General features: G+C 64.3%; 25 protein-coding genes, 2 tRNA genes and 1 other RNA gene. 15 read left to right on the top strand and 13 right to left on the bottom strand.

The window, feature by feature from the left end; genetic code table 11:
- Positions 1 to 63: 63 nt before the first annotated feature.
- Entirely contained in the window at positions 64 to 588 is a 525-nt protein-coding gene (msrA, locus tag ACP4XC_RS15325; RefSeq protein WP_427171116.1) for a peptide-methionine (S)-S-oxide reductase MsrA, read from the bottom strand.
- A gap of 99 nt (positions 589 to 687) precedes the next feature.
- Between msrA and ACP4XC_RS15320 the strand changes: the two genes are divergently transcribed.
- The gene (locus ACP4XC_RS15320) at positions 688 to 1,602 is read left to right on the top strand and encodes a Nif3-like dinuclear metal center hexameric protein (protein WP_427171114.1); all 915 of its coding nucleotides are present in this window, start codon (positions 688 to 690) and stop codon (positions 1,600 to 1,602) included.
- A 61-nt stretch (positions 1,603 to 1,663) separates the two neighbouring features.
- The gene (locus ACP4XC_RS15315) at positions 1,664 to 2,401 is read left to right on the top strand and encodes a zinc ribbon domain-containing protein (RefSeq protein WP_427171112.1); all 738 of its coding nucleotides are present in this window, start codon (positions 1,664 to 1,666) and stop codon (positions 2,399 to 2,401) included.
- A gap of 61 nt (positions 2,402 to 2,462) precedes the next feature.
- On the opposite strand, the gene ACP4XC_RS15310 is transcribed toward ACP4XC_RS15315, so the two are convergent.
- Together ACP4XC_RS15310 and ACP4XC_RS15305 are read right to left on the bottom strand one after the other, a co-directional pair.
- Entirely contained in the window at positions 2,463 to 3,227 is a 765-nt protein-coding gene (locus tag ACP4XC_RS15310) for a YaaA family protein (protein ID WP_427171110.1), read from the bottom strand.
- Between the two features lie 65 nt (positions 3,228 to 3,292).
- A complete protein-coding gene (locus ACP4XC_RS15305; protein ID WP_427175126.1) occupies positions 3,293 to 4,057 on the bottom strand; it encodes a slipin family protein in 765 nt (254 codons plus the stop codon).
- Between the two features lie 186 nt (positions 4,058 to 4,243).
- On the opposite strand from ACP4XC_RS15305, the gene rnpB reads away from it, so the two are divergent.
- From rnpB to ACP4XC_RS15285, 4 genes are all read left to right on the top strand, one after another.
- Positions 4,244 to 4,637, top strand: an RNA gene (rnpB, locus tag ACP4XC_RS15300) — RNase P RNA component class A.
- A gap of 257 nt (positions 4,638 to 4,894) precedes the next feature.
- On the top strand, positions 4,895 to 6,376 hold the full coding sequence (locus tag ACP4XC_RS15295; protein ID WP_427171108.1) for a glyceraldehyde-3-phosphate dehydrogenase: 1,482 nt from the start codon (positions 4,895 to 4,897) through the stop codon (positions 6,374 to 6,376).
- A gap of 76 nt (positions 6,377 to 6,452) precedes the next feature.
- A complete protein-coding gene (locus ACP4XC_RS15290) occupies positions 6,453 to 6,662 on the top strand; it encodes a hypothetical protein (protein WP_427171106.1) in 210 nt (69 codons plus the stop codon).
- A gap of 93 nt (positions 6,663 to 6,755) precedes the next feature.
- Positions 6,756 to 7,565, top strand: coding sequence for an HNH endonuclease family protein (locus tag ACP4XC_RS15285; protein ID WP_427171104.1), 810 nt, complete (start codon positions 6,756 to 6,758; stop codon positions 7,563 to 7,565).
- On the opposite strand, the gene def is transcribed toward ACP4XC_RS15285, so the two are convergent.
- The 3 genes from def to orn form a co-directional block, all read right to left on the bottom strand.
- Positions 7,559 to 8,131 (bottom strand): peptide deformylase, encoded by a 573-nt coding sequence (gene def / locus ACP4XC_RS15280; RefSeq protein WP_427171102.1) that lies wholly within the window; start codon positions 8,129 to 8,131, stop codon positions 7,559 to 7,561. The two genes, ACP4XC_RS15285 and def, sit on opposite strands and share 7 nt — an antisense overlap.
- A 178-nt stretch (positions 8,132 to 8,309) precedes the next feature.
- Positions 8,310 to 8,382, bottom strand: a tRNA-His gene (locus ACP4XC_RS15275).
- Between the two features lie 132 nt (positions 8,383 to 8,514).
- Positions 8,515 to 9,162 (bottom strand): oligoribonuclease, encoded by a 648-nt coding sequence (gene orn, locus ACP4XC_RS15270; RefSeq protein ID WP_427171100.1) that lies wholly within the window; start codon positions 9,160 to 9,162, stop codon positions 8,515 to 8,517.
- Between the two features lie 159 nt (positions 9,163 to 9,321).
- On the opposite strand from orn, the gene mptB reads away from it, so the two are divergent.
- Both mptB and ACP4XC_RS15260 read left to right on the top strand, forming a co-directional pair.
- Entirely contained in the window at positions 9,322 to 10,875 is a 1,554-nt protein-coding gene (mptB, locus tag ACP4XC_RS15265; RefSeq protein ID WP_427171098.1) for a polyprenol phosphomannose-dependent alpha 1,6 mannosyltransferase MptB, read from the top strand.
- A 142-nt stretch (positions 10,876 to 11,017) separates the two neighbouring features.
- Positions 11,018 to 11,194, top strand: a complete 177-nt coding sequence (locus ACP4XC_RS15260; RefSeq protein WP_427171096.1) for a hypothetical protein — start codon at positions 11,018 to 11,020, stop codon at positions 11,192 to 11,194.
- A 63-nt stretch (positions 11,195 to 11,257) separates the two neighbouring features.
- On the opposite strand, the gene ACP4XC_RS15255 is transcribed toward ACP4XC_RS15260, so the two are convergent.
- Together ACP4XC_RS15255 and ACP4XC_RS15250 are read right to left on the bottom strand one after the other, a co-directional pair.
- Positions 11,258 to 11,737: a lipopolysaccharide assembly protein LapA domain-containing protein gene (locus tag ACP4XC_RS15255; RefSeq protein ID WP_427171094.1), complete on the bottom strand. Its 480-nt coding sequence runs from the start codon at positions 11,735 to 11,737 to the stop codon at positions 11,258 to 11,260.
- Positions 11,738 to 11,997: 260 nt separating this feature from the next.
- Positions 11,998 to 12,070: transfer RNA gene (locus tag ACP4XC_RS15250), tRNA-Arg, on the bottom strand.
- 222 nt (positions 12,071 to 12,292) lie between these two features.
- Here ACP4XC_RS15250 and ACP4XC_RS15245 point away from each other — a divergent pair.
- The 3 genes from ACP4XC_RS15245 (at position 12,293) to ettA (ending at position 15,328) form a co-directional block, all read left to right on the top strand.
- Complete coding sequence (locus tag ACP4XC_RS15245; RefSeq protein ID WP_427171093.1) at positions 12,293 to 12,892, top strand: single-stranded DNA-binding protein; 600 nt, start codon at positions 12,293 to 12,295, stop codon at positions 12,890 to 12,892.
- Between the two features lie 332 nt (positions 12,893 to 13,224).
- The gene (locus ACP4XC_RS15240; protein ID WP_427175125.1) at positions 13,225 to 13,527 is read left to right on the top strand and encodes a DUF6993 domain-containing protein; all 303 of its coding nucleotides are present in this window, start codon (positions 13,225 to 13,227) and stop codon (positions 13,525 to 13,527) included.
- Positions 13,528 to 13,645: 118 nt separating this feature from the next.
- Positions 13,646 to 15,328, top strand: a complete 1,683-nt coding sequence (gene ettA / locus ACP4XC_RS15235) for an energy-dependent translational throttle protein EttA (protein ID WP_427171092.1) — start codon at positions 13,646 to 13,648, stop codon at positions 15,326 to 15,328.
- Positions 15,329 to 15,398: 70 nt separating this feature from the next.
- On the opposite strand, the gene ACP4XC_RS15230 is transcribed toward ettA, so the two are convergent.
- Positions 15,399 to 16,379, bottom strand: a complete 981-nt coding sequence (locus tag ACP4XC_RS15230; RefSeq protein ID WP_427171091.1) for an acyl-CoA thioesterase — start codon at positions 16,377 to 16,379, stop codon at positions 15,399 to 15,401.
- Between the two features lie 63 nt (positions 16,380 to 16,442).
- Between ACP4XC_RS15230 and ACP4XC_RS15225 the strand changes: the two genes are divergently transcribed.
- Positions 16,443 to 17,108 carry a hypothetical protein gene (locus ACP4XC_RS15225; protein ID WP_427171089.1) on the top strand — a complete coding sequence of 222 codons (666 nt, stop codon included), beginning with the start codon at positions 16,443 to 16,445 and terminating at the stop codon, positions 17,106 to 17,108.
- 47 nt (positions 17,109 to 17,155) lie between these two features.
- Here the strand turns inward: ACP4XC_RS15225 and ACP4XC_RS15220 are convergent, their stop codons facing one another.
- From ACP4XC_RS15220 to pepN, 4 genes are all read right to left on the bottom strand, one after another.
- Positions 17,156 to 17,611, bottom strand: a complete 456-nt coding sequence (locus tag ACP4XC_RS15220) for a globin (protein ID WP_427171087.1) — start codon at positions 17,609 to 17,611, stop codon at positions 17,156 to 17,158.
- Between the two features lie 2 nt (positions 17,612 to 17,613).
- On the bottom strand, positions 17,614 to 18,279 hold the full coding sequence (locus ACP4XC_RS15215; protein WP_427171085.1) for a mechanosensitive ion channel family protein: 666 nt from the start codon (positions 18,277 to 18,279) through the stop codon (positions 17,614 to 17,616).
- Between the two features lie 117 nt (positions 18,280 to 18,396).
- On the bottom strand, positions 18,397 to 18,876 hold the full coding sequence (locus tag ACP4XC_RS15210) for an OsmC family protein (RefSeq protein WP_427171083.1): 480 nt from the start codon (positions 18,874 to 18,876) through the stop codon (positions 18,397 to 18,399).
- 118 nt (positions 18,877 to 18,994) lie between these two features.
- On the bottom strand, positions 18,995 to 21,547 hold the full coding sequence (gene pepN / locus ACP4XC_RS15205; RefSeq protein ID WP_427171081.1) for an aminopeptidase N: 2,553 nt from the start codon (positions 21,545 to 21,547) through the stop codon (positions 18,995 to 18,997).
- A gap of 144 nt (positions 21,548 to 21,691) precedes the next feature.
- On the opposite strand from pepN, the gene ACP4XC_RS15200 reads away from it, so the two are divergent.
- The 3 genes from ACP4XC_RS15200 to ACP4XC_RS15190 all read left to right on the top strand — a co-directional run bounded on the left by ACP4XC_RS15200 (position 21,692) and on the right by ACP4XC_RS15190 (position 24,213).
- A complete protein-coding gene (locus tag ACP4XC_RS15200) occupies positions 21,692 to 22,693 on the top strand; it encodes a hypothetical protein (RefSeq protein WP_427171079.1) in 1,002 nt (333 codons plus the stop codon).
- 114 nt (positions 22,694 to 22,807) lie between these two features.
- The gene (locus ACP4XC_RS15195) at positions 22,808 to 23,302 is read left to right on the top strand and encodes a ribose-5-phosphate isomerase (RefSeq protein ID WP_427171077.1); all 495 of its coding nucleotides are present in this window, start codon (positions 22,808 to 22,810) and stop codon (positions 23,300 to 23,302) included.
- Complete coding sequence (locus ACP4XC_RS15190; protein WP_427171075.1) at positions 23,302 to 24,213, top strand: Fpg/Nei family DNA glycosylase; 912 nt, start codon at positions 23,302 to 23,304, stop codon at positions 24,211 to 24,213. The genes ACP4XC_RS15195 and ACP4XC_RS15190 overlap by 1 nt, the downstream gene beginning before the upstream one ends.
- Positions 24,214 to 24,271: the final 58 nt, after the last annotated feature.

The following is a 24,271-nucleotide window of genomic DNA, read 5'->3' as shown; positions in this document are numbered from 1 at the left end:
CTCTGAAGAGTTCTCTGAAGAGCGAATACTGAGGTCAGCCTAACGATGGGTGCAGGACCGCTGCTAAGCATTAAGCCATGAAGAGTAATATTTCCGGGCCTTGGCCAGCTTCGGGTTGATGATCACCTGACAGTAGCCCTGCTCCGGATGCTTTGCGTAGTAGTTCTGATGGAACTGCTCAGCCACGTGGAACTGCGGCAGCCGGCTGACTTCCGTCACGATCTCATGAGCCCACAGCGACTGGTTCCGTTCGATGGCCTCCTGGAAAAGGATCTTTTCCTCAGTGGTCTGATAGAACATCGATGAGCGGTACTGGGTGCCAACGTCGTAGCCCTGGCGGTTCAGCGTGGTGGGGTCGTGGAGGGCGAAGAACATGTCCAGAATGACCTCCGCAGGGATCACAGCCTCGTCAAAGCTCACTGCCACCACTTCGGCGTGGCCGGTGTTCCCCTCACACACCGAGTAGTAGTCGGGGGACGGATCGTGGCCGCCGGTGTAGCCGGACACCACCGAGGTCACGCCCCTGGTCTTCTGGTAAACGGCGTCGAGGCACCAGAAGCAGCCTCCGCCAAGCACAAAAGTTTTCATGTCCTCTTCAATGGTTGAAGCACGCTGTTGATTCCCCATCCACCTTACGAGAGTGTTACGGGTGCCGGGGCCGCCCGCGGATAGGGTAAAAATGAGGTTATGGAATCTGTGAACACCGACGTTTCAGAAGCGGCCGGAACCACGTCGGGACCCGCCGCCGCTGAAGTGCCGGACGCGCCCACGCTCGGCCAGATCCTGCTGGCGGTGGAGGAACTCTGGCCTGAATCCCTGGCGGAGGAATGGGATGAGGTGGGCCTGGTGGCCGGCCACCCCTTGAGCCCCATCACCCGGATCATGTTCGCCGTCGACGCAACCCTGGATGTCATCGAGGAAGCGATCGAGTGGGGTGCTGAGCTGTTGATCGCCCATCACCCCCTGTTGCTCAAAGGGGTCACTTCCGTGGCGGCCACCTCGGCCAAGGGCCGGGCCGTGCACCGGCTGATCGAATCCGGGACCGGCCTGCTGACGGTGCACACGAATGGTGACTCAGCCGTCGGCGGCGTTTCGGACGTCCTGGCCGACGCCTTGGGTCTGCACGACGTTGTGCCGCTTGCCCCGTCCGCGAACGGCCTGCCGGAAGAAGGCATCGGACGCGTGGGCGACCTTGAGGACGTCATGACACTGGGCGACTTCGCCGCGCGTGTGTTCGGGATCCTTCCATCCGTGGCCGGCGGCGTCAGGGTCTCCGGCGCCAAGGATGGGCTGGTCCGGCGCGTCGCGGTCTGCGGCGGTGCGGGCGATTCCCTTTTCAACGAGGTCCGCGCGAGCAATGCGGACATCTTTGTCACGGCGGACCTGCGTCATCATCCGGCGTCGGAAGCCCGCGAGGACGCGGTTAACGACAGGCCGTACCTCATCGACGTTTCGCATTTCGCGAGTGAATGGCTCTGGCTGCCCGCGGCGGCCGAGGCATTGGGAAATGTCCTCCAGGACCAGGGGCACGACGTCGAGATCCGCGTCAGTACCACCAACAGCGATCCCTGGGACTTCATTCTGACTCCGGGCGGGGACTAGAGTCTAAACTGCGCCGGTCCGGTGCCCGGCTTCGGCCGGTTGGGAACAAGCGGAGGTAATAGTGGCCAAGGCAGCACCGGCGGAACAGTTGAAGTTGCTCGAACTGCAGGGACTGGACGCCAAGCTCAAGTCCCTGTCCAACCGCCGCCGCACCCTGGAAAACGATCCCCGGATCACCGATCTGGAAGCCGCCCTCAGCGTGGCCAACGGCGAGCTCGGAGCTGCCAAAATGGCGGTCCACGACGCTGAACTGGAACTCAAGCGCGCCGAAGCGGATGTGGAGCAGGTGTCCTCCCGGATTCAGCGCGACGAAGCCAGGCTCAACAGCGGAACCGGCCTGTCCAAAGACCTTATGGCGCTGCAAAGCGATATCGCCTCGCTCAACCGCCGGCTCTCCAGCCTTGAGGATGTCGAGCTGGAGGTTATGGAGCGGCTGGAAGGTCTCCGCGAACGTCAGTCCGCCCAGCAGAAGATCGTTGACGATATTCAGGGATCGTTCGCCGTGATCCGGGCAGAGCTTGATGCCGCCCTGGGCGAGGTTGATCACGAGGCTTCCGCGGTCAAGGGGCGCCGCGCGGAGTTCGCAGCCGGACTCGACGCCGGCCTGCTGGCCATCTACGACAAAACCCTGGCCAAGCGTGGCGTGGGGGCGGCCCGGCTCTTCCACGGCAAGTCCGAAGGCTCCGGCATGCAGCTGAGCCCGGGGGACCTTGCGGAGATCAAGGCCGCCGCTGAGGATGACATCGTTTTCTGCCCCGACTCCGGCTGCATCCTGGTGCGATCCGCCGAGTGGTCCTAGGCCTCCCAACTGGCTCGCATTAGATGTCGTTATGGGCGCTCATAACGACATCTACTGCGAGTTAGTTGGGCAGGACGATGTTAAGGGCGTGCGCTTTACGCGGGGTGCCCTCGACGAGTTCGGCGCTCCAGTTCTCGCGCGCAGCCTTCAGGAGTTGTGCGGGATTCCGCGGGGCGGCGCCCCGGCGGGTCAGCAGGTGCCGGGCCAGCTCCCCGCGGGTGTGCTTGGCGAAGTGGCTGACAACCTTGCGGACGCCATTGGCCTCGGTGAAAACGTTCACTGAAACAGTCCGCTGCGCCGGCGGAACCCACGCCGCCGCGTAGGTGCTGGAGCGGCAGTCCACCAGCAGCTCGCCCTCGGTGGCCGCAGTGAGTGCCTCGGCGATCTGCGGTTTCCAGAAGGACGCAAGGCGTCCGACGTCGGGCAGTGACGTTCCCATGGACAGCCGGTAGGCGGGCACGCGGTCATTGAACCGGATGGCCCCCCAAAGGGCGGAGATGACCAGTACCGACTCATCGGCCTTCCGCCGCTGGCGGGCCGTCATGGACTGGTAGCCGAGAGCATCGTAGAGGACGCCGGAATAGACGCGGTGGGCCGGCGCCGCTGGTTCGGTATGCAGCCGGGTGTTGCGTTCGACGTCGGCGCTCAGGGATGCTCCGACGCCCAGCAGGGCGAGGGCATCCTCGTGAGCACTGACGGTCCCCAGGGCCTCCAGGACCTTCGCCCGGTACGTATTGAGTCCAGGGAAGCTGAGGGAGTTCCAGTCGACGGCGTCGCCTTGGCTTGCGGGGGTCTTGCCTTCGGACGGCGGCAGCAGAATTAGCACCGTACGATCTTACCGGGACGGCAACGGCCCGGCCCCCGTCGCGCGGGAGTCCCGTTCGGGCGGGCCTATGCGGCCTTGACCGGTGTGGCCGAAGCGGGCGGTTTTTGGGCGGAGGCGGCCGCCTGGGTCTCGCGGGCCAGGAATGCCGAGAGTTCGCCGATGGTGCTCATCAGCGGCGCCGGGAAGACGACGGTGGAGTTCTTGTCGACGGCGATTTCCACCAGGGATTGCAGGTTGCGCAGCTGGAGTGCCAGGGGATGGGCCATCATGGTGTCCGAAGCGTCTCCAAGGGCTGCGGCCGCGATCGATTCGCCCTCGGCGGCGATGATCTTGGCCCTTTTCTCGCGCTCTGCCTCGGCCTGGCGGGCCATGGCGCGTTTCATGCTCTCTGGCAGCTGGATATCCTTCAGCTCCACCAAGGTCACTTCAACGCCCCAGGCCAAGGTGAGCTCATCGAGAATAGTGCGGATGTCGCTATTGATGCGCTCCGTCTCCGAGAGCGTCTGGTCCAGGCTGTGGCGGCCCACGACTTTCCGGAGTGTGGTCTGTGCGATCTGGTCGATTGCCGCTGCAACATTTTCAATGGTTACCACGGACTTCACAGGGTCCACCACGCGGTAGTACGCCACCGCGGAGATATCCACGCTGACGTTGTCCTGCGTGATGATGCCCTGGGACTGGATGGGCATGGTGACGATTCGCAGGCTGACCAGCGGGAGGCGGTCGATGACCGGAATGATGAACCGCAAGCCCGGTGCTCTCACGCCGACGATCCGGCCCAGCCGGAACAGCACACCGCGTTCAAACTGCCGCACTATCCGGATGGACATCCTGGCCACGATGAGCAACAGGACCACAACCACGACGGTGGCGAAAAGGCTGATGGAATCCACTGCGATCCCCTCCTTGTTATCAGAGCTGAACCTTGATCCATTCTCTCACCACACCGGATTAATGTGTGTGTGGCCCGGCGGCGAAACCTGGAGGGCGGACTAGCCCGTAGAATAGAGCGCGGATGGGTTGACCAGGCGGTCGCGCGTCACTTCGGTGACTCGAGGAACGTCCGGGCTCCGCAGAGCAGGGTGGTGGGTAACGCCCACTCGGGGTAACCCGCAGGCCAGTGCCACAGAAAACAGACCGCCCGGCTTCGGCACGTGCCCGCACGGACCGGAGACCAGGTAAGGGTGAAACGGTGGTGTAAGAGACCACCAGCTTCCCGGGTGACCGGGAAGGCTAGGTAAACCCCACCCGGAGCAAGGCCATACAGGACACGTTTGAGGGCTGCTCGCCCGAGTGTCCGGGTAGGCCGCTGGAGGGCGTCGGCAACGGCGTTCGTAGATGGATGGCCGCTACTCCCGCGCCGGCAACGGCACGGGAACACAGAACCCGGCGTATCGGTCAACCCATCCACCCAACCCACCCAGGGCACATGTGAGTGACTTCACGCTTTTCGGGCCGCGCTGTTGGGCGTTCCAGCCCTAGAATGGACAGTGAACGCGGGAGTTCGGCCGCCGGGTCTGCGTTTGCAGCCGGTGGCTTTTTCTTTGCGCTCCTCCAAGGCGTCCGGGGTGGACCGAATCCCCGCCGACGCCTGTGCCCCGGATCATCTCCGGTGGCCGACTTCCGTATACGAGGACGTATGTGGTTGACCCAAGGAAGGTAGTTCTGTGAGTCAGACGTCAGATTCTTGTCTTGATACGTGGATGGGCCGCGAGGCACTTGCCGAGGCCATGATCCCGGTGATCGGCCGGCTATACCGCGAGAACAACGTGGTGACCAGTATCCACGGCCGCAGCCTGATCAATAAGTCCACCATGAACATCCTGAAGGCGCACCGGTTCGCCCGCAGGATGAGCAAGGACGAGCTGCTCCTGGAGGAGACCGCCCCGTTGCTGTCTGCCCTCGCCGATCTGGAGCTGGGCGCCGCAGCAATCGACATCGCGCGACTGAACCAGAAGTTCAAGTCCGAGGCCAATGGCAGCAGCCTGGAGGAATTCCTGCGCGCCGAGCTTGCCGATGTGGTGGGCAAGCGGGGCGGCGACGACCGCACCAGCACCGACGTCGTGCTCTACGGTTTTGGCCGGATCGGCCGGCTCCTGGCGCGCCTGCTCATCGAAAAGGCCGGCGGCGGTCATGGCCTGCGCCTTCGTGCAATCGTGGTCCGCCGCGGCTCCGACAACGACCTGGCCAAGCGCGCGAGCCTTTTGCGCAGGGACTCGGTGCATGGCTCTTTCGAAGGCACCATCAAGGTGGACACCGAGGCCAACACCATCACGGCCAACGGCGTCCAGGTCCAGGTCATCTACTCCGACAACCCGGCCACCGTGGACTACACGGCGTTCGGCATCAGGGACGCACTAGTGGTGGACAACACCGGCCGCTGGCGCGACGCCGAAGGGCTGTCCCAGCACCTCCAGAGCAAGGGTGTTGCCCGCGTCCTCCTCACGGCCCCCGGCAAGGGTGAGCTGAAGAACATCGTCCACGGCATCAACCACGACACCATTCTGGACTCGGACAAGATCGTCAGCGCCGCGTCCTGCACCACGAACGCCATCACACCGGTGCTGAAGGCCATCAATGACAAGTTCGGTGTGGTTCACGGGCACGTTGAGACTGTCCACTCGTTCACGAACGACCAGAACCTCATCGACAACTTCCACAAGGGTGACCGCCGGGGACGTTCGGCGGCCCTGAACATGGTCATCACCGAAACGGGCGCCGCCAAGGCGGTCGCCAAGGCATTGCCGGAGCTGCTGGGCAAGCTGACAGGCAGTTCCATCCGCGTCCCCACCCCGGATGTCTCCCTGGCCATCCTCAACCTCAGCCTGGAGCGCGGCACCACCAAGGAAGAAGTCAACGACTATCTGCGGCAGATGTCCCTGCACTCGGAACTGCGCAAGCAGATCGATTACATCGATTCACCTGAGGTGGTTTCCACCGACTTCGTCGGCTCCCGCCGTGCCGGCATCGTTGACGGCCTGGCCACCATTTCCAGCGACAAAAATCTGGTTCTCTATGTCTGGTACGACAACGAGTTCGGCTACAGCTGCCAGGTTGTCCGGGTCATGGAGGAAATGGCCGGAGTGAATCCGCCTTCGTATCCTGCCAAGGAACCCGCTGCGGTTCTGGAAGCAATCGCCGCCATCTAGCCCCCGCGACCGGCATCCCGGCAAATTCCCGGCTGATTCTCTGGAATCAGCCGGGAAAGGGAACCAGAATGGTCTCATGGAACACGAATCGACTCTCGAACATGAAACCACGCTGGAACACGCACTCGATGTGGCGCGGAAGAACCATAAGGAAGCCAACCGACTGCTCGACCAGGCACGCGTGGCCCATGCCGCGGGAGAGATCGGCGACGACAGGGTCCGGCAGCTCGAAGAGCTGTTGGAGCTTGCCACCGAAGATCTGAAGCGTGTGATGAAGGAGCAATAACCTTTCCTCCACACTGTGGATAGCGGTCTGGTTGTCAGGGGTCCGGCCTAGGCTCTTTTGGGTGATACCCAAACACCTACGCGCCAAGTTCCCGTGACCGCGAGCTGGACGGCTTATCAGCGCGCCCGGCGCCGCTCACGCCAGGCATGGGCCGTGCTGCTGGTCCTGGCCACGGGATTGGTCGCAGCGGTCATCTGGTTCTTCACCGCCGGGCAATTCGCAGTCGCCGAACCCTCGATATCCGGACCCAGTGAAGCGCCAGTGCTGGCTCCCGGCTGGATGAAGCCGGTCGCCGCGGTGCACCCTGTCCCTCCGGGTCCCGCCTCAACAGTGCTGGAGTCGCTACCGGTCAAGGGCCGGGCATCCAGCGACAACTACGACCGGACCGCCTTCGGCCAAGCATGGTCGGACGTTGACCACAACGGTTGCGACACGCGCAACGACATCCTGCGGCGCGATCTGGCTGGTGTCGTGTTCACCGAGGGTTCCCGCTGCAAAGTGGCGAGCGGGGAACTCCGCGAGCCTTACACCGGGGTTGTCGTCAATTTCCGTCGCGGAGCCGAGAGCAGCAAAACCGTGCAGATCGACCACGTAGTGGCACTGGGGGACGCCTGGCAAAAGGGTGCCCAGCAGTTGTCTCGGCAGCAACGTGAGAGCCTGGCCAACAATCCTCTGAATCTGGTGGCCGCCGACGGGCCGGCCAACCAGGAAAAGAGCGCTTCGGATGCTGCGAGCTGGCTGCCGAAGAACAAGACCCTCAGGTGCCATTACGTGGCACGCCAGATCTCGGTGAAGGCCGCTTACGGGCTCTGGGTCACGCAGGCTGAGAAAGACGCCATGAAACGCGTACTGGACTCCTGCCCCCAGCAGCGGACCATCGTTCCGGGTTACTCAGGTCAATGACCGAACGGATCGGGGTCGACGCCGGGCATCCAAGTGAGGCCGGGAACGCCCCAGCCGTTCTTTTTGGCCTGCTTCATGGCTTTCCTTGCATACCGGTCGATGAGCCGGTTCACGTACAGCTTTCCGTCGAGGTGGTCGTACTCATGCTGGATGATCCGGGCAAACCACTCGGTGGCTTCGAACTCCAGCGGATTGCCCTCGGCGTCGAAACCCTGCACGCGAACCCATTCCGCGCGCTTGAGCGGGTACTGGCCGCCTGGGAAAGACAGGCAGCCCTCCACTTCCTCATCGGGGTCGGGCAGCGCGCCGGAGACCTTGGAAAGCGTCAACACGGGGTTCACCACAACGCCGGTCGGAGGAACTCCGTCGTCGTTGGCGAATCTGTAGACAAACAGGCGCTTGCCCACCCCGACCTGGGGCGCAGCCAGCCCAACACCATTGGCGGCGTCATTGGTCTCAAACATGTCCGCGACCAATGTGCGAAGTTCGTCGTCGAAGATCTCCACTTCGGTGGCCCGGCGATGGAGAACCGGCTCGCCCCAAATGGTGATCGGCAGAACGGTCATGTCAGTTGTTCCTCTTGGTGCAGTGCGGATGACGTGATGCAGTGCGGGTGCTGTGCGGAAATCTATCAGGGGGGAGCGATCGGACAGCACCCCAATGAAGACTCCCGCTAAAACCAACAAAGGCCGCACCGGATATCCGGTGCGGCCTTTGTAAAAGGACCTGCCAGTCCCTTGTGAGGGTGAGCGACGGGGGTTGAACCCGCGACCTCCTGGACCACAACCAGGCGCTCTGCCAACTGAGCTACGCCCACCACGTGCCTGGATCGGACTCTCCAGCTAGCTGGCTGTCCGAAAAGGCAACGTCAAATAGCTTACCTGCTTTCGGCGGGTGTTTTGGCCACTTTTGACCTTTTGGCCAAAATTTCCCGCAAACGTGGCGCAGATTACATTTCAGGAGCTTCCGCGGGAACTTCCTCAGGCGCTCCGGCGGAGCCCATGACGGCCTTGGAGATGCGCTGCGCGGTGGCGCTGTCCGGCCCCGGGGCAGGGACAAAGATCGCTTCCCGGTAGTAGCGGAGCTCGTCGATGGAGTCCCTGATGTCGCCCAGCGCGCGGTGGCCGCCATGCTTGGCGGGCGCTTGGAAGTAGGCACGCGCGAACCAGCGCCGCGACAGCTCTTTGATGGTGCTTACGTCAATGACCCGGTAGTGGAGGTGTTCGACGACGGCGGGCATGTCGCGGGCAAGGAAAACGCGGTCGGTGCCCACTGAGTTTCCGCCCAGCGGTGCCTTGCGCGGATCCGGAACCCACTTCGCGATGTATTCCATGAGGGCGGCCTCGGCCTCGGCCATGGTCTTGCCGTGGGGGAGCTCCTCCAGCAGGCCGGACCGGGTGTGCATGTCGCGGACGAAGTCGTTCATCTGGGCCAGGGCCGCGTCATCGGGACGTATGACCACGTCCACGCCGTCGCCCAGGATGTTCAATTCTGAGTCCGTTACCAGGGCCGCTACCTCTATGAGGGCGTCGTTCTTGGGGTCCAGGCCGGTCATTTCGCAGTCGATCCAGACGATGCGTTCGTTAGTTATAGGCACTGGCCCAGCCTACCGTTTCGCCGCCGAAGAGCTGGCCGGTGTTAGGATTTCGGGTACGTGGCGGTGCGCTTTTTTCGCCTGCCGCGGCCCCACCAGGGCCGGTCTGCCCGGCTGTCACAGGGTGGAAATATGCCCCACGACTGATTGGACGTTCCTGAGATGACGGCGCCTGGACCTACTGCGGGGAAGGTGGCCGCCGCTACGTCACCTGCATCGGCTCCGGAAGTGGACAATGCCCTTTCGGCGCTGCTCGCGGGCTTCGCCGGCTCGATGTTCATGGCCATCGGGTCGTTGGGCGTTGGCTGGCTCGCCCCCGTCTCCGAGCTTCGCCGCCTCCCGCTGTTCATCTGGATGCGGACCGAGGCAATGGGGGTGGCCTTGTCCATCGTCCTGCTGGCGGTCGGGGGCATGCTGCTTGTGCGCGCGTGGCTTCGCCTCGGCCAACGGGTCCGCGTCTGGGGAGCCGGTGCACGCAAGGCGACACTGCAGGCCGTGGTGCTGTGGGGACTTCCCATGATGTTTTCGGTACCGCTCTTCAGCCGCGACGTCTACGCCTACATAGGCCAGGGCCGCCTGATGGTCGAGGGCTTCAACCCATACGAAAACGGGATCTCAGCGCTGTCGAATTATTTTCAGCTAGGTGCCGACAAAATGTGGACCGAAGCTCCCGTCCCTTACGGCCAGCTCTTCCTGTGGATCGAGCAGTTCGTCGTCTGGTCCACGAATGTCCAGCCGGAGGCCAGCATCATGCTGTTCCGCCTGGCGGCGCTGGCGGGGATCATCCTGTGCGTGGTCTATGTGCCTAAACTCGCCGAGCTCCACGGGGTCAACCCGCACCGCGCGCTGTGGCTGACCGCGGCGAACCCGCTGTTCCTGACGAATTTCATCGCGAGCGTCCACAATGACGCGCTAATGATCGGACTCGCCCTCGCGGGACTGTACTACTGCGCCACCCGGCGGGTGGTCCTCGGCATTGTCCTGGTGACGCTCTCCATCGCAGTCAAGCCCATCACCATCGTCTTCTTGCCGTTCATCGGCCTGCTGTGGGCCGGGAAGAATGCCGGCTGGCTTCGCAGGATCCTGTTCTGGGGACTGACCGCCGGCCTCAGCCTTGGACTGCTGTATGCCATGAGCCTCGTCAATGGGTTCGGTTTCGGCTGGATCAACGGACTCTCAGCACCAGGGAGCATCTGGATTTGGTACGCGCCCGTGGGGCTGCTGGGCCTCGTTGTGGCGTCCATCTCCAATGCCTTCGGGCTCGACGGCTGGGGCCTCGCCAAATGGGTCTATGACGCCGGGAAGCTCCTTGCCGTCGGCATCATCGCCTGGCAGATCTTCCGTGGCGACTACGACCGCTTGATGCGCCGGCTCACGCTGGCTTTTGCCGCCGTTGTCCTGTTGGCTCCGATGATCCAGTCCTGGTACATCGTCTGGCTCATCCCGCTCTTTGCCGTGACCGGCATCCGTGACGACTGGCAGGTCAAAGCCCTGTACTTCATCGTCTCGTTCTTTATGGTCTACGCCATCTCCGACCAGCTGGATGTTTTCCCCTACCTGCAGACCGAGGATCTGGGGCTTCCGCTGGCTCTAGCCCGCAACGCCGCGGCGATCATCGCCCTCATGTTTGCCTTGTACCTGATTTTCCTGGACCCCAAGACGAAGCAGTTGTTCAGCAAGTCCGACGAGCCCGTCACCACGCGACCCGTGATCTGACCGGCGGGTCAGCGGACGCGCGGAGCACCCTCTCTGCCGGCGGCGAAAGCAGGGTCCCCACACGCCCGAGCGGCCATCCAGGGCTCGTGGCGTTCTCGCGCAGGCTCTCGACAGCGAACAGCAACGGGTTTAGCTTGGGCACATGACTGAGATTCCAGACGAGGATGCCACCGCCAGGGGCGACGACGGCACGGTACGGCCGCGCTCTGAAGGCGCCCGCGGTTCCATTGCCGGCGACCTCGCGGCCACGATTGAGCCTGACATCGCAGAACTCGATGAAACACCCGAAGGGCACCGGGCCGACCCGACCCATCGCTAAGAACGCTCCGTAGCGGTCCGCCAATTAGCCGGGCTGGAGCAGGGCAAGCCATGCCGGCGGCGTTTAGCGCATCCGCTGGGCCAGCACCCGCCTGCGGTGTGCCACTGCCCGCAACTGGATAATGCGGGCCGCGCCGGCGACCGCCACCAATATGCCGCCGCCAACGGCCGCGATGAAAAGAGCTATGCCGAGCGGCACGGCCCCTTCGAGCCCAAAGTATTTCACCTGCACGTATTCCTGGTTCTGCAGGATGAAGACGATAAGCAGCACCATCACCACCAACGCGGTGGCGACTGCCGCCCAGACCATCCCTGCGCGCGTTACGTGTCGCTCTTCTCCGGCCGGGACGCCGGTTGGTTGGCCGCCGGCAACTGTGCCCCCAGGGCGCGCCGGGGTGCCGGGAACTTCTCCCGTGACCCCGCCGGGGCCTGGCTGCTCTCCAGTCGCGGCAGGTCCAGTGGGGCCGGCTGCTCCTGGTCCTCTTGGCTCTCCTGGCGTCGCCTCTGCTTCGTGGGGATCGTAGCCCTGCGGTTCTAGTGTCATGCGGTTCATCCTCTCCCGTAAGCCCGTGCAATTTTCCCGCCTGGGGCAGATGTGGCGCCGGCACCACATCAAAGGAGTCGGCGCCACAGTGAAATCATAAGCATGCTTAGGGTGAAACGGGTGGCAAGCCGGTCCGTTGATTGTTCGAAATTTTGGCTGTTCCGTGGATCCGCAGGCAAAGAAAAACACCCCGGTCCGAAGACCGGGGTGTCAACGATGACCCGACACATCCGTAAAGGTGTCCCGACTCACCACATTTGTGCCCCAGGAGGGAATCGAACCCCCGACCGGCGGATTAGAAGGCCGCTGCTCTATCCCCTGAGCTACTGGGGCACGTGCGCATCCGGGCCATTCCGGTGGCGCCTAGAAAAGTTTACAGTGCCCCGCACCGTGGGCTGATCAGGCAGGGACGTCTATTTGTCACTTGTCCCCAACAGTCATCTCTGAGCCACTGTTTTGCACATAGGAAAAGTCTGCCCTCGTCGGCCGAATGCACCCGCGCCAAGCTGAAGATGCCTGCTTAGTAGGCATCCAACTCGAGACAGGACAGCAAAGATGACTGACAGCATCACGGTCCGGGGCTTCGTCGCCTCGGAGATCAGAAGTTCCACGACGCCGGGCGGAGTCGCCACCGCGTCTTTCCGGCTTGGGTCGACGGACCGGCGTTTCGACCGTGCCTCCAGCTCCTGGATCGATGGGAACACCAACTGGTTCACGGTCCAGGGCTACCGTCAGCTCGCGGGAAATATTGGCTGCAGCATCAAGAAGGGGCAGCGCGTCATCATCGTGGGCCGGCTCAAGATGCGGAGCTGGGAAAAGGACGGCCGCATTTACCACGTCGCGGAAATCGATGCCGAGTCTGTTGGGCATGACCTCATGTGGGGATCGGCGAACTTTATTCGAACTGCCGGAAACTCTCCCCAAGCCGCCGGCGGCCAGGTCCGGCCTTCATCCTTGGGGGAGAACCCGGACCCCGAAGACCAGGACCCCGGATCCCAGGAAGACGGGGACCCCCGGGATGACGCCCATAGTCCAGCCGAGTCCGCTGGCGCGGACCCCGACGCCGGGCCGGAAGAGATCTACATGGATGACGACAACGGTGGCCTCCTCCACCTCGATACCGGGACGGGCGAGCTCACAGACGCCGCGGCCTGATCCGGCGCCGCTCCGCCGCAGGCCAACGAGGCGCCATCCCCTGCGGCGCCGCATGGCAGAATGGCACAGTGACCCCAGCAAACGCACTCCAGGAACAGTCCGGACAAAGGCTGCGAGCCGTGGATGCCTCAGTGCGCCTGGCTGTGTCGGCCCTGTTTCTGGCCGCTGTTGCGGGCTGTAGCGGCGGCGGAGCGGTGACATCTTCAGCAGCGTCGGCGCCGGCCGCGGGCCCCGCACCGGCGGCCGCTGCTTCTGTCTCTGCATCTGAAAAAGCTTCGCAGCCGGGGTCGCCAAAGTCGACGCAGCCCGCAGTACCGCCCACCGGAACCGGCATGGATCCGGCGACGTCCGGACTGAAGGAAACGGTTGCAGCGGCTCTCCGTACGGTTGTTGCGGCCAATCCAAAGCCGGATAAGGATCAGGTGGCATCAGCCCTGACGGGCGCCGGCATCCCCGCGGCGTCTTTGCAGGTGTCCGCAAGCCGCACCCCCACAGGCCTGGACGTTGATTCCCTGGAGGCCGCCGCCCTGCAAGGCAAGGACTGTGTGATTGGGCAGATACGCGACGGAGCCGTTGTGGTCACTGTTCTGCCCGTCCTGGCGAACGGCAAGTGCTTCGTGGGCACCCCAGCCTGAGCCTTGCCGCCCCGGACGCTTCCGAGGCAGCGGAATGGCCAACAGGGCGGAGCCCCGGCTGACGTTATCGGTTGCCGCGAATGTGAGATATCCCCGCCAACCCACTAGATTTGGAACCATGGCGGAATTTATCTACACAATGACCAAGGCCCGTAAGGCTGTTGGCGAAAAACTCATTCTCGACGACGTAAGCATGTCCTTCTTCCCTGGCGCCAAGATTGGTGTCGTTGGGCCGAATGGTGCCGGTAAGTCCACCATCCTGAAAATCATGGCTGGCCTGGACACTCCCTCCAACGGTGAGGCGCGGCTTAGCCCGGGCTACACGGTGGGCATTCTCCTTCAGGAGCCGCCGCTGAACGAGGAGAAGACCGTTCTCGGCAACGTCCAGGAGGGCGTAGGCGAGATTTACGGGAAGATCCAGCGCTTCAACGAGATCTCTGAGGAGATGGCCAGCCCGGACGCGGACTATGATACCCTCCTGGAGGAAATGGGCCAGCTCCAGGAAGCCATCGACGCCGCCGATGCCTGGGACCTTGACTCCCAGCTTGAGCAGGCCATGGACGCTCTGCGGTGCCCGCCGCCCGATGCTGACGTCACCCTTCTCTCCGGTGGTGAGCGCCGCCGCGTGGCTCTGTGCAAGCTGCTGCTGCAGAAACCGGATCTCCTCCTGCTCGACGAGCCCACCAACCACCTCGACGCCGAAAGCGTTCTCTGGCTGGAACAGCACCTCTCCAGCTACGCGGGTGCCGTCCTTGCGGTCACCCACGACCGGTACTTCCTCGACCATGTGGCCGAATGGATCGCGGAAGTGGACCGCGGCCACCTTTACCCGTACGAGGGCAACTACTCCACATACCTGGAGAAGAAGCGCGCCCGGCTTGAAGTCCAGGGTAAGAAGGACGCCAAGCAGGCCAAGCGCCTCACCGAAGAACTCGAGTGGGTCCGTTCAAACGCCAAGGGCCGCCAGACCAAATCCAAGGCCCGGCTGGCCCGCTATGAGGAAATGGCCGCAGAAGCGGACCGTACCCGGAAGCTCGACTTCGAAGAGATTCAGATTCCGCCGGGACCCCGCCTCGGCGGCTTGGTGCTGGAAGCGAAGAACCTGCAAAAGGGCTTCGAGGACCGGACCCTGATCGACGGCCTCTCCTTCACGCTTCCCCGGAACGGCATCGTCGGCGTCATTGGTCCCAACGGCGTCGGCAAGACCACCCTGTTCAAGACGATCGTGGGCCTGGAACCGCTTGACGGCGGCGATCTGAAGATCGGCGACTCGGTCAAAATCTCCTATGCTGATCAGAGCCGCGGCGGCATCGACCCGAACAAGACCCTGTGGGAAGTTGTCTCCGACGGCCTTGACTACATCCAGGTGGGCCACGTTGAAATGCCGTCACGTGCCTACGTGGCGGCGTTCGGATTCAAGGGTCCGGACCAGCAGAAGAAGGCCGGTGTTCTCTCCGGTGGCGAGCGCAACCGTCTGAACCTCGCCCTGACCCTCAAGCAGGGCGGCAACCTGCTGCTCCTTGACGAACCGACCAACGACCTCGACGTCGAGACACTCAGCAGCCTGGAAAATGCGTTGCTGGAATTCCCCGGCTGCGCCGTTGTGGTCTCTCACGACCGCTGGTTCCTGGACCGGGTGGCCACCCACATCCTCGCCTACGAAGGCGACGAGGAGAACCCTTCGAAGTGGTACTGGTTCGAGGGCAACTTCGAATCGTATGAGGAGAACAAGGTTGAGCGCCTGGGCCCCGACGCGGCCAAGCCCCACCGCGTGACCCACCGTCGCCTCACCCGCGACTAGCTTGTGATGGCGAAGGCCGGTTCCCACGGGAGCCGGCCTTCGCCATGTCATGGATTCGCGATAACCCTGATCAGCCGCGTTCCGCCTCGCTCATTTGATGCTGCATGGGCTTCGGCTGCAAAGCGCCCGCCACTTCGGTTGTGACGTCTGCGGGCACACGCACCATGCCCTCCTGGGCCACAGTGGCAACATGCAGACCGTCCCTGCTGAAGATCTTTCCCGTGGCCAGGCCGCGCGCGCCCTGGGCGCTCGGGGATTCCTGGACGTACAGCAGCCATTCATCGACGCGCACGGGCCGGTGCCACCACATGGCGTGGTCAAGGCTTGCGACGCTCATCCCCGGCGTGATCCAGCTGAGTCCGTGTCTGCGCAGGACGGATTCGAGCAACGTGTAGTCACTGGCGTAGGCAAGCGCCGCGCGGTGTGTGTTGGCGTCGTCCGGCATCGGCCCGAAAGTCTTCATCCAGACGGCATTGCGGGCTTCCCTTTCACCGTTGGCCGAAACGTACAGCGGCGGGTTCACATGCCGGATATCAAAAGGACGCTCATAGGCCCAGTGCCGGGCCACCGGGTGGTCGAACTTGCCCAGGAGGTCCGCGGTGCTGGGCAGCGACTCGGGGTCGGGTATGCCCTCGGGCATGGGGGACTGGTGGTCGATTCCCTCGTCCGCTTCCTGGAAGGAAGCAATCATGGACAGGATGGGCATTCCATCCTGGTAGGCGTGGACCCTGCGGGCCGAGAATGACCGTCCGTCCCGCAGCCGCTGGACGCCGAACGTAATTGGCTTGTTGGCATCGCCAGGCCGCAGGAAATATCCGTGCATGGAATGCACACTGCGGGCGGGATCAACGGTTCGGTTGGCCGCAATGAGCGATTGCGCCAGGACCTGGCCGCCAAAGACGCGCTGCCGCGGCTGGCGCTGGGAGGGTCCCATGAAGATGTCTTCATCGGTCCGGGCACCCTCAAGCTCGCCGAGGTCCAGGAGTTCAATGAGCGAGGAGGTGGGGTCCTGTGGCGGTGGCCCCGGCAGTCCGGCATCGGCTTCAGTCATGGTTCGACTTTAGACGGGACTCCGGCGCCGCCCCAATGAGGCACAGCCGGTAGAGTCGATATTGTGTCTGACGTCCTAACCCAGCCCCTGCAGTTCACCGACCACCGCGACCTCGCAGATCTGCGCACCTTTGCCACCCGCGCCAAGTCGATCGACGACGGCGCCATCCGCCTCCAGGCCTCCGGCCCGGTGCTGGCCGCTTATGTGTGCGTGCTTCGGCCCAGGCTGCTGGGTGAGGCGACGCCGACGATCCTGGGGCTGCGGACCATGGCCCTTGCTCAGCCCGCGGAGACTGACATCACCGTGCCGATTTCGGCCGTGCTGGACCGGCTCGCCCGGGCGGGGGACAACGACGTCGAGCTGCCGCTGCCGTCCGTGAGGGTCACCGAGTCATGGGCCGGCGTCGGAGCGCCGCGCACTGGTTGGGAAGCCGTCGCTACGTTTCCTGACGCAACGCTGCGCCAGGCCGGCCAGGCTGGCATGAGCGAAATCGCCGCCATCATCCCGGACAAACCCGGCGCTTTGATTGTCAACAACGCCCGCGCCGCAGTGTGGGGCCGCGAATTGCCAGGTGGTGCGGGGCTCCCGCTGGGTGCCGCCTTCGGGGCCCTCACGCTCGGCTTCCTGGCCGACGGCGAACAACAGCTCTACCGGGCGGGACGCTGGTTCCGGCTCAGCGGTTCACGTGGACACGTCCTGGCCCGCACGGGCGCCGGGCTCGGCCTCTAAGGTTGCCGCCCAAAAGCCGTCGAGCACGAAGGGACGGCGGACCGTTTTCAGGCCCCCGAGGGGCTGTTCACCATGGACAGCGCAGCCCGCTCCATGTAATCCCATAGAGTTCCTTCATAGAGCGGCGGCAGTTCCAGGGCATCAACGGCGGCACGCATATGGTGCAGCCAGCGGTCCTTTGCCTCGGGGGTGACGCGGAATGGCATATGGCGCATCCGCAGCCGCGGGTGGCCGCGCTCCTCGCCGTACGTGGTGGGTCCACCCCAGTACTGTTCAAGGAACATGAGGAAACGCCGCTTGGCCGGCTCCAGGTCCTCTTCCGGATACATGGCCCGGAGCAGCGGGTCCGAGGCCACCCCGTCGTAGAAAACATCGATCAGCTTCACGAACGTTGCATGGCCGCCCACTGCGTCATAGAAGTTGTCCGTGTATCCGGGCCGGCTGAAGGGGTCGTTCTGCATCAGCATCTTGGGCTGACGCGGTTCGGGGGTGGGAATGCTCATGGTTACTCTCCGGCCTTTTGCTGGGTTGCGGAATCTGGATGAGGTTCGTCCTGGGCCGTCTCGGCGGGCGGAACATAGTTTCCCTGGGACCGGTTGCCGACCCTCAGGATCTCCCCATTGCGCAGATACCAGATGGTGCCGTCGTCCGCACGGACGCGGGTGATCCTCAGGCCCATGGATTCCACCGTCCCCACCACCTCGCTGGTCTCGATGACGTCCCCGATGCCGTACTGGTCCTCGATGGTGATGAAAATGCCCGCCAGGAAGTCGCGAATGAGCTGCTGGGCGCCAAAGCCGATGGCCACACCGAGGATACCCACGCTGGTCAGCAGCGGTGCGATGTTGACGTCCAGGTTCTGGAGAACATAAATGCTGGTGATCACGGCCACGAGCGCCGCTACCACGCTGTTCAGCAACGAGCCGATGGTGTTGGCGCGCTGGACCCTGCGTTCGTGATCCAGCGCGCGGAGGGCAGGGGCCACCCAACGGAAATGCGGCTTCTTGAAAAGCGTGGTGCCCGCGGCCACGCGTTTGGTGATTCCGACGATCACGAACGAGGCGACGAGCCAGACTGTGACGCCTATCCCGATGCTGATCACGATTCCGGCGATATTGATTCCCGAGATGTCGGGAGCTGCGGGCGTGGTGATCGACAACACACTGTACATCGGCTGGGATGCTCCTTACTGCGGGCCGGCTGCGCCGGCGGACGCGGGCGTTCGCCGGCGTTTATGTTCATCTTCAACACTAGCGCCGCGTCGGTGCCGGGTTCGCATCCTGTTACCTCACTGCCCCGCGGCAACCGTTGTGGCCCGGTGGAGCACGGGGAAGTTAACGCTGCGGGCAATGAAGCACAGCTTGTTGGCTTCCTTATGCAGCTGGTCCATCAGCGCCGAGGCGGCCGGCTCCGCCACGGAGACCCGCGGCCTGAGCGTGACGCCTTCGAACTGGCCGCTTCCGTCACGGTTGGTCCGCATCGTTCCCTCGGCGCGGTCTTCGTACGCGGTGACTACAACCCCGTGGAGGACGGCGACGTGAAGGAAGGAGAGCATATGGCACTGCGAGAGTGCGGTCAGCAGCAGCTGTTCGGGGTTATAGCGCGTCTTGTCGCCGTGAAAAGTGGGGTCAGCGGATCCCTTCAGGACGGGAAGTCCCGGGATCTCGATGTCGTGGTCCCTGGAGTATCCCCGGTAGGACGAGGTCCCGCTTCCGAGATTCCCGGTCCACCGGACTGTGACGGAATAGCTGTGCTCATCAAGGGCCATACCGCAATTCTAGCGGCGGGAAAACCCGGAGCCCCGTGAAGGCCGGCAATGACGGAGGTCCCGGGAAGTGCCAGAAAGGACTCACCGGGACCCCTGTCGGAACCGTGACTGACCGCGGTCAGCCGACGTCGGCCTGCCGCGCCCGCAGGGCGCGTGCCACGCCGTCGCGGTTTTCCAGCATCATGCGGCGCAGTGCGGAACTTTCCTCCGGAAGGGATGCCAGGAACTTATCGGTCCGTTCCACGGTGGCTTGCGTGGTCAGTTGCGACGGGTAGAGGCCGACCACGATCTGCTGGGCGAGGGCGTGCGTCCGGCTGGCAACGATGCCGGGAACGGCTTCGAAATACTTCTCCGCATATGGTTCGAGCAGCTCCGTGTCCAACACGCGCGTGAATCCGGCCACGGCCGAGGCCTGGAGGGCGTTGGACAGCTCGCCCTTGACCACAATGGACTCCCATGCCGCTGCCTTGGCTTCCGCGGTGGGGATGGCGGCCTTGGCCAGGGCAGCCGCGTTCTGGCCATTGGCGGTGTTGTCCCGGCCTAGCTCTTCATCGATGCTCTCCTGGCCGCACCGGCCGCCGGTCACCAGCGAGGCCAGCAGTTCCCACCGCAGGTCCTGGTCCACGGTGAGGCCTGACAGGGAGGCTGAGCCGTCCAGGAGGGCTGCCACGGTGTCGAGCTGGCTGTCGCTGCGGGCCAGCAGGGCATAGGACTTGACGAACTGCAGTTGTGCGTCCGATCCTGCCGGAACGGCCGAGGCAAGCTCCCAGAGCCGGTCGGCTGCGGCCACCGTGGTCTTTTCCCGGTGGTCCTCGGCAACGTAATACGTCAGCGTGGTGGCGAGCTGGCGCAGCTGGACCAGGATCACGGAGGAATCGGATTCCTCGGCGATGTTGGCCAGGATCAGTTCCACGTAGCCGCGGGCCGGCGACTCGCCGTCGCGCGCCGCATCCCAGGCCGAACCCCACACGAGGGTCCGGGGAAGGCTTTCGCGGAAGTCCTTCAGGTGTGCGGTGGCAGTGGCCAGCGATTTTGTGTCCAGCCGTACCTTCGCGTACGCCAGGTCGTCGTCGTTGAGCAGGATAAGGTCCGGCTGCTTGACGCCGGTCAGCGCGGCCACTTCGGTGCGCTCGCCGTCGACGTCCAGCTCCTCCCGGTGAACGCGGATGAGCTGACCGTCTGTGAGGTCGTAGAAGCCGACCGCCAGGCGGTGGGGTCGGATGGTGGGCTGATCTGCCACGGCGGACTGGACGATGGCGAACGAGGTGATGCCGCCGTCGGAATCCACTGACACCTCGGGGGTGAGCGTGTTGACGCCCGCGGTCTCCAGCCACAGCTGGCCCCAGCGGTCAAGATCGCGGCCGCTTGCCTTTTCCAGCTCCACCATGAGGTCGCTGAGTTCGGTGTTCCGCCACGCGTGCTTGCTGAAGTACTCGCGGACCCCGGCCATGAACTGCTCCGGCCCTACCCAGGCCACCAGCTGCCGCAGCACCGAGGCGCCCTTGGCGTAGGTGATGCCGTCGAAGTTGACCTCCACGTCCTGCAGATTGTCGATCTCCGCGAAAATAGGGTGCGTGGTGGGCAGCTGATCCTGTCGGTAGGCCCAGGACTTCTCCACCGAGGCGAAGGTGGTCCACGCGGAGCCGAATTCGGTGTTTTCGACGGCGGCCAGGTGGGACATGTATTCGGCGAACGATTCGTTGAGCCAGAGATCGTTCCACCAGCGCATCGTGACCAGATCGCCGAACCACATGTGCGCCAGTTCGTGCAGCACGGTGATGGCACGGCGTTCGATCTGTGCCCCGGTCACCTTTCCACGGAACACGTACCCCTCCATGATGGTCACCGCACCGGCGTTCTCCATGGCTCCGGCGTTAAACTCGGGCACAAAGAGCTGATCGTATTTTTCGAACGGGTAGGGGCAACCGAACTCCGCTTCAAAGAACTCGAAGCCCTGCCGGGTGAGTTCGAAGATGTTGTCCGCGTCGAGGTACTGCATCAGCGACTTGCGGGCAAAGATTCCCAGCGGCGTGACCCGCCCGTCAGCGCCCTTGACCTCGCTCCGCACGCATTGGTAGGGGCCGGCGATCAGTGCGGTCACGTAGGAGGACAGGCGGGGCGTGGGCGGGAACTCCCATACGGACCGCGCACCGCCATCCTCACCGGGGATTGTTTCCACCGGAACGGGGGTGGGGGAATTGGACACTACGTCCCAATGCGACGGCGCTGTCACGGTGAACGCGAAGCTGGCCTTCAGGTCAGGCTGCTCGAAGACGGCGAACATCCGCCGGGAGTCCGGAACCTCGAACTGGGTGTACAGATAGACCTCGTTGTCCACTGGATCCACGAAACGGTGCAGTCCCTCGCCGGTGTTCATGTAGGGCGCGTCGGCCACAACCAGCAGGTGGTTCTCGGCGGCAAGATCCGGAAGCTGGATCCGGACCCCGTCAGAGACCACAGCCGGATCAAGGTCGAGGCCGTTCAGGGTGACACGGTGAACGGCATGGGTCACGGCGTCAATGAAGGTCGATGTTCCGGGCACTGCGGTGAACTTCACGGCGGTGGTGGAGCCGAAGACTCGTTCGCCGCGGGTCAGGTCCAAGCTGACGTCATAGGACTCTACGGCGATGAGGTCAGCGCGCTCACGGGCTTCGGCGCGCGTCAGGTTCATACCTGGCAAGGGGGTGCCTCCAGAAGGGTTGCGGTTGCGGGCCGGCGGCAGTCACAGCCGGCACTGTGAAATTATTCTTTCACTTCAGCGGGGGTTGGCAAGTTGCGCGGATCACAGGCGTGTGGCGCGGAGTAGCGTTGGGGTATGGGTAAGTTCAGGGAATCAATGGACGCGAAAGCATTGCGCTTCGCCGTGGGTTTTCCCGTGCTTCTGGCAGCCGCATTCACGGTGTGTGCCCTCCTGCTTCGCGCCGACCTCCCGGAGCCCCTGGCCGTGCAGTGGTCCGAGGCGGGCGCGTCCGGCTTCGCCCCGTTCGGCGCGGTGGTGGGTTTTGGGGCCGGACTCATCGTGGCGGTGGGGTGGCTGTTGCTGGTGCAGGCGGTTCCGTTGTCCCGTCCCGCCCTGATGCGGCGCATCCTGATGGGGGTCGGCTTGTTCGGTGTCCTCTTCGTGACTACCGTGCTGGCGGCCGTCCTGGTCGGCCAGGCGGGCATCGGAGACCCCCACGAGGCCCGGGTGGACATGTCCGTTCTCGCGCTGGGCAGTGGGGCCGCCCTGGCGCTGGGGGTCATTATGGGCTTCGTGTTCAAAGCGGACGAGCGGTGGTCCGTGGACGATGACCGTGCCGTGCAAGAAACCCTGGAGAGGGAACTGGATCCCGAAATCGCCGCTGATTCAGTGCGGCTTTGGGTCCATGCCCGTAGCTCTGTGTTTATCATGCTGGGAATCGCCACCTTGTTCCCTGCAGCCCTGATCGCACTCGCCGTGCCTTGGCTGGCCGCCCTGCTGACGGTTGTGGCCCTGTTGGCCGCAACGTTTCTCTTTGCCCGCATCCGGGTGGACCGAAGCGGTCTGCGGGTCTTCGCAGCAGGGTTCGTCCCGGTCATGGATGTGCCGGCGTCCGCCATTGCATCGGCATCGCCGGCGCTGGTCCGGGCATCTGACTACGGGGGATGGGGCTACCGGCACCACGGCGGCATCACCGCAATGCTGGTCAGCAGCGGTCCCGCCGTCGTGGTGGACCGTGCGGACGGCAAGAAGGTGGCGGTAAGCGGCGGCACGGCGGACTCCGCCGAACGGGTCGCCGCAGCGTTGTCCCGGGTGGCAGCGCGCGCCCGCGGGCAGAGGCGGCCGCCCCAGGCCTGACCGCCCCGGCCGCCGCGCATCTGTCACACGGGGCCGCACGGGCTCCTAGTAGGCTTGGACCAGACCTCCTGAAACAGCCGGTATGCCGGCGCCCATGACTGAACGGACAACGCAGTGACCACATCGCCTGACTTTCCCCGCGTCCACATCGCCACCGACCACGCAGGCATGGAACTCAGCGCGCATCTGGTGGGCCACCTCGCAACCAAGGGCTACGAAGTGATCGATCACGGACCCAAGGTTTATGACGCGCTCGATGACTACCCCTCCTTCTGTATCAATGCCGCCCTCGCCGTGGTGGCGGACCAGGCTGCCGGCGTTAATGCCCTTGGCATTGTGCTGGGCGGCTCGGGCAACGGCGAACAGATCGCCGCGAACAAGGTCAAGGGTGTGCGGGCAGCGCTGGCCTGGAACCTGTCCACCGCAACATTGGCCCGAGAGCACAACAACGCGAACGTGGTGGCCGTGGGCGGCCGGCAGCACTCCGTCGAGGAGGCCACCGAGATCATTGAGGCCTTTCTCCGGGAACCGTTCAGCAATGATGAGCGCCATGTCCGCCGGATCAACAAGATCGCCGCGTACGAGGCCACCGGCGAGATCATTGCCTGATGCCTGAAGGGCACTCCGTCCACCGGCTGGCACGCCAGTTCGGGGACGTGTTTTGTGGAGTCCGCCTCGCCGTCTCCAGCCCGCAGGGGCGGTTCGTTGAGGGTGCGGCGCTGCTGGACGGACACACACTGACTGAATCTGTGGCCCATGGCAAGCATTTGTTCCTGCACTTCGACCACGGGCTGGTTCTGCACATTCATCTGGGACTCTACGGCGCCTGGGACTTTGGCGGGGACGACACTTTCCGCGGGGCCTCCAGTATCGGCGCGCCGCGGAAGGTGGGGGAGCGCGAACTTTTCGACGACGGCTTCGCGGCGCCGCAGGACGGCCCGCTCCCCTACGGGGGGCCGCCGTCGCCGGTGGGTGCCGTACGGGTCCGCCTCGCCAGTAGCCACGGCTGGGCCGACCTTCGTGGCGCCACCACGTGCCAGGCCATCACCCAGGAGGAAGCCGACGCGGTGGTTGCCCGGCTTGGTCCGGACCCGCTGCGCAACGCGCCCGGGGACAAGGAGCGCTTCGTGGCCTCCTTGGGCGCCCGGCGGACGCCGCTGGCCGCGCTGCTGATGGACCAGAAGGTGATTGCCGGCGTAGGGAACGTTTACCGCGCGGAAGTGCTCTTCCGGGCGCGGCTCGATCCCTGGCTGCCCGGCCGCGACCTCGCGTCCGGCACGGCCGGTGTCCTGTGGCAGGACACCGTTTCGGTGATGTCCGACGGCCTCCGCGACGGCAGGATCATCACCACTACGCCCCGGCACTGGACCGGCCCTGAGGGGAGTCTGCCCCACCCTGAAGAGGCTCATTTCGTGTACCGGCGCCAGGGCCGTGAATGCCGGGCATGCGGCACTCCGGTGGCGCTTGCCGAGCTCGGAGCGCGGAAGCTTTACTGGTGCCCGGAGTGCCAGCGGCCCTAGGGCCGTCTGCCAGCACGTCTAACCCGTAACCGGCCGGAGTGCCCGCGGGCACAAAAAA

The sequence above is a fragment of the Arthrobacter sp. 92 genome, assembly GCF_050260325.1.
Classification (GTDB): domain Bacteria; phylum Actinomycetota; class Actinomycetes; order Actinomycetales; family Micrococcaceae; genus Arthrobacter.
This window is presented reverse-complemented; position numbering and strand designations above follow the sequence as displayed.

Bases quoted from the DNA above. Each gene is read 5' to 3' on its own strand.
- ACP4XC_RS15230 (WP_427171091.1), bottom strand. From the start codon at position 16,379: ATGACTGAAGCCGATGCCGGACTGCCGGGGCCACCGCCACAGGACCCC.
- ACP4XC_RS15190 (WP_427171075.1), top strand. From the start codon at position 23,302: ATGCCTGAAGGGCACTCCGTCCACCGGCTGGCACGCCAGTTCGGGGAC.
- def (WP_427171102.1), bottom strand. From the start codon at position 8,131: ATGACCGTTCTGCCGATCACCATTTGGGGCGAGCCGGTTCTCCATCGC.
- ACP4XC_RS15240 (WP_427175125.1), top strand. From the start codon at position 13,225: ATGGATCCGGCGACGTCCGGACTGAAGGAAACGGTTGCAGCGGCTCTC.
- ACP4XC_RS15305 (WP_427175126.1), bottom strand. From the start codon at position 4,057: ATGTCCATCCGGATAGTGCGGCAGTTTGAACGCGGTGTGCTGTTCCGG.
- ACP4XC_RS15215 (WP_427171085.1), bottom strand. From the start codon at position 18,279: ATGTACAGTGTGTTGTCGATCACCACGCCCGCAGCTCCCGACATCTCG.
- ACP4XC_RS15255 (WP_427171094.1), bottom strand. From the start codon at position 11,737: ATGACACTAGAACCGCAGGGCTACGATCCCCACGAAGCAGAGGCGACG.
- ACP4XC_RS15290 (WP_427171106.1), top strand. From the start codon at position 6,453: ATGGAACACGAATCGACTCTCGAACATGAAACCACGCTGGAACACGCA.
- ACP4XC_RS15260 (WP_427171096.1), top strand. From the start codon at position 11,018: ATGACTGAGATTCCAGACGAGGATGCCACCGCCAGGGGCGACGACGGC.
- ACP4XC_RS15220 (WP_427171087.1), bottom strand. From the start codon at position 17,611: ATGAGCATTCCCACCCCCGAACCGCGTCAGCCCAAGATGCTGATGCAG.
- msrA (WP_427171116.1), bottom strand. From the start codon at position 588: ATGAAAACTTTTGTGCTTGGCGGAGGCTGCTTCTGGTGCCTCGACGCC.
- pepN (WP_427171081.1), bottom strand. From the start codon at position 21,547: ATGAACCTGACGCGCGCCGAAGCCCGTGAGCGCGCTGACCTCATCGCC.
- ACP4XC_RS15320 (WP_427171114.1), top strand. From the start codon at position 688: ATGGAATCTGTGAACACCGACGTTTCAGAAGCGGCCGGAACCACGTCG.
- mptB (WP_427171098.1), top strand. From the start codon at position 9,322: ATGACGGCGCCTGGACCTACTGCGGGGAAGGTGGCCGCCGCTACGTCA.
- ACP4XC_RS15245 (WP_427171093.1), top strand. From the start codon at position 12,293: ATGACTGACAGCATCACGGTCCGGGGCTTCGTCGCCTCGGAGATCAGA.
- ettA (WP_427171092.1), top strand. From the start codon at position 13,646: ATGGCGGAATTTATCTACACAATGACCAAGGCCCGTAAGGCTGTTGGC.
- ACP4XC_RS15200 (WP_427171079.1), top strand. From the start codon at position 21,692: ATGGGTAAGTTCAGGGAATCAATGGACGCGAAAGCATTGCGCTTCGCC.
- ACP4XC_RS15210 (WP_427171083.1), bottom strand. From the start codon at position 18,876: ATGGCCCTTGATGAGCACAGCTATTCCGTCACAGTCCGGTGGACCGGG.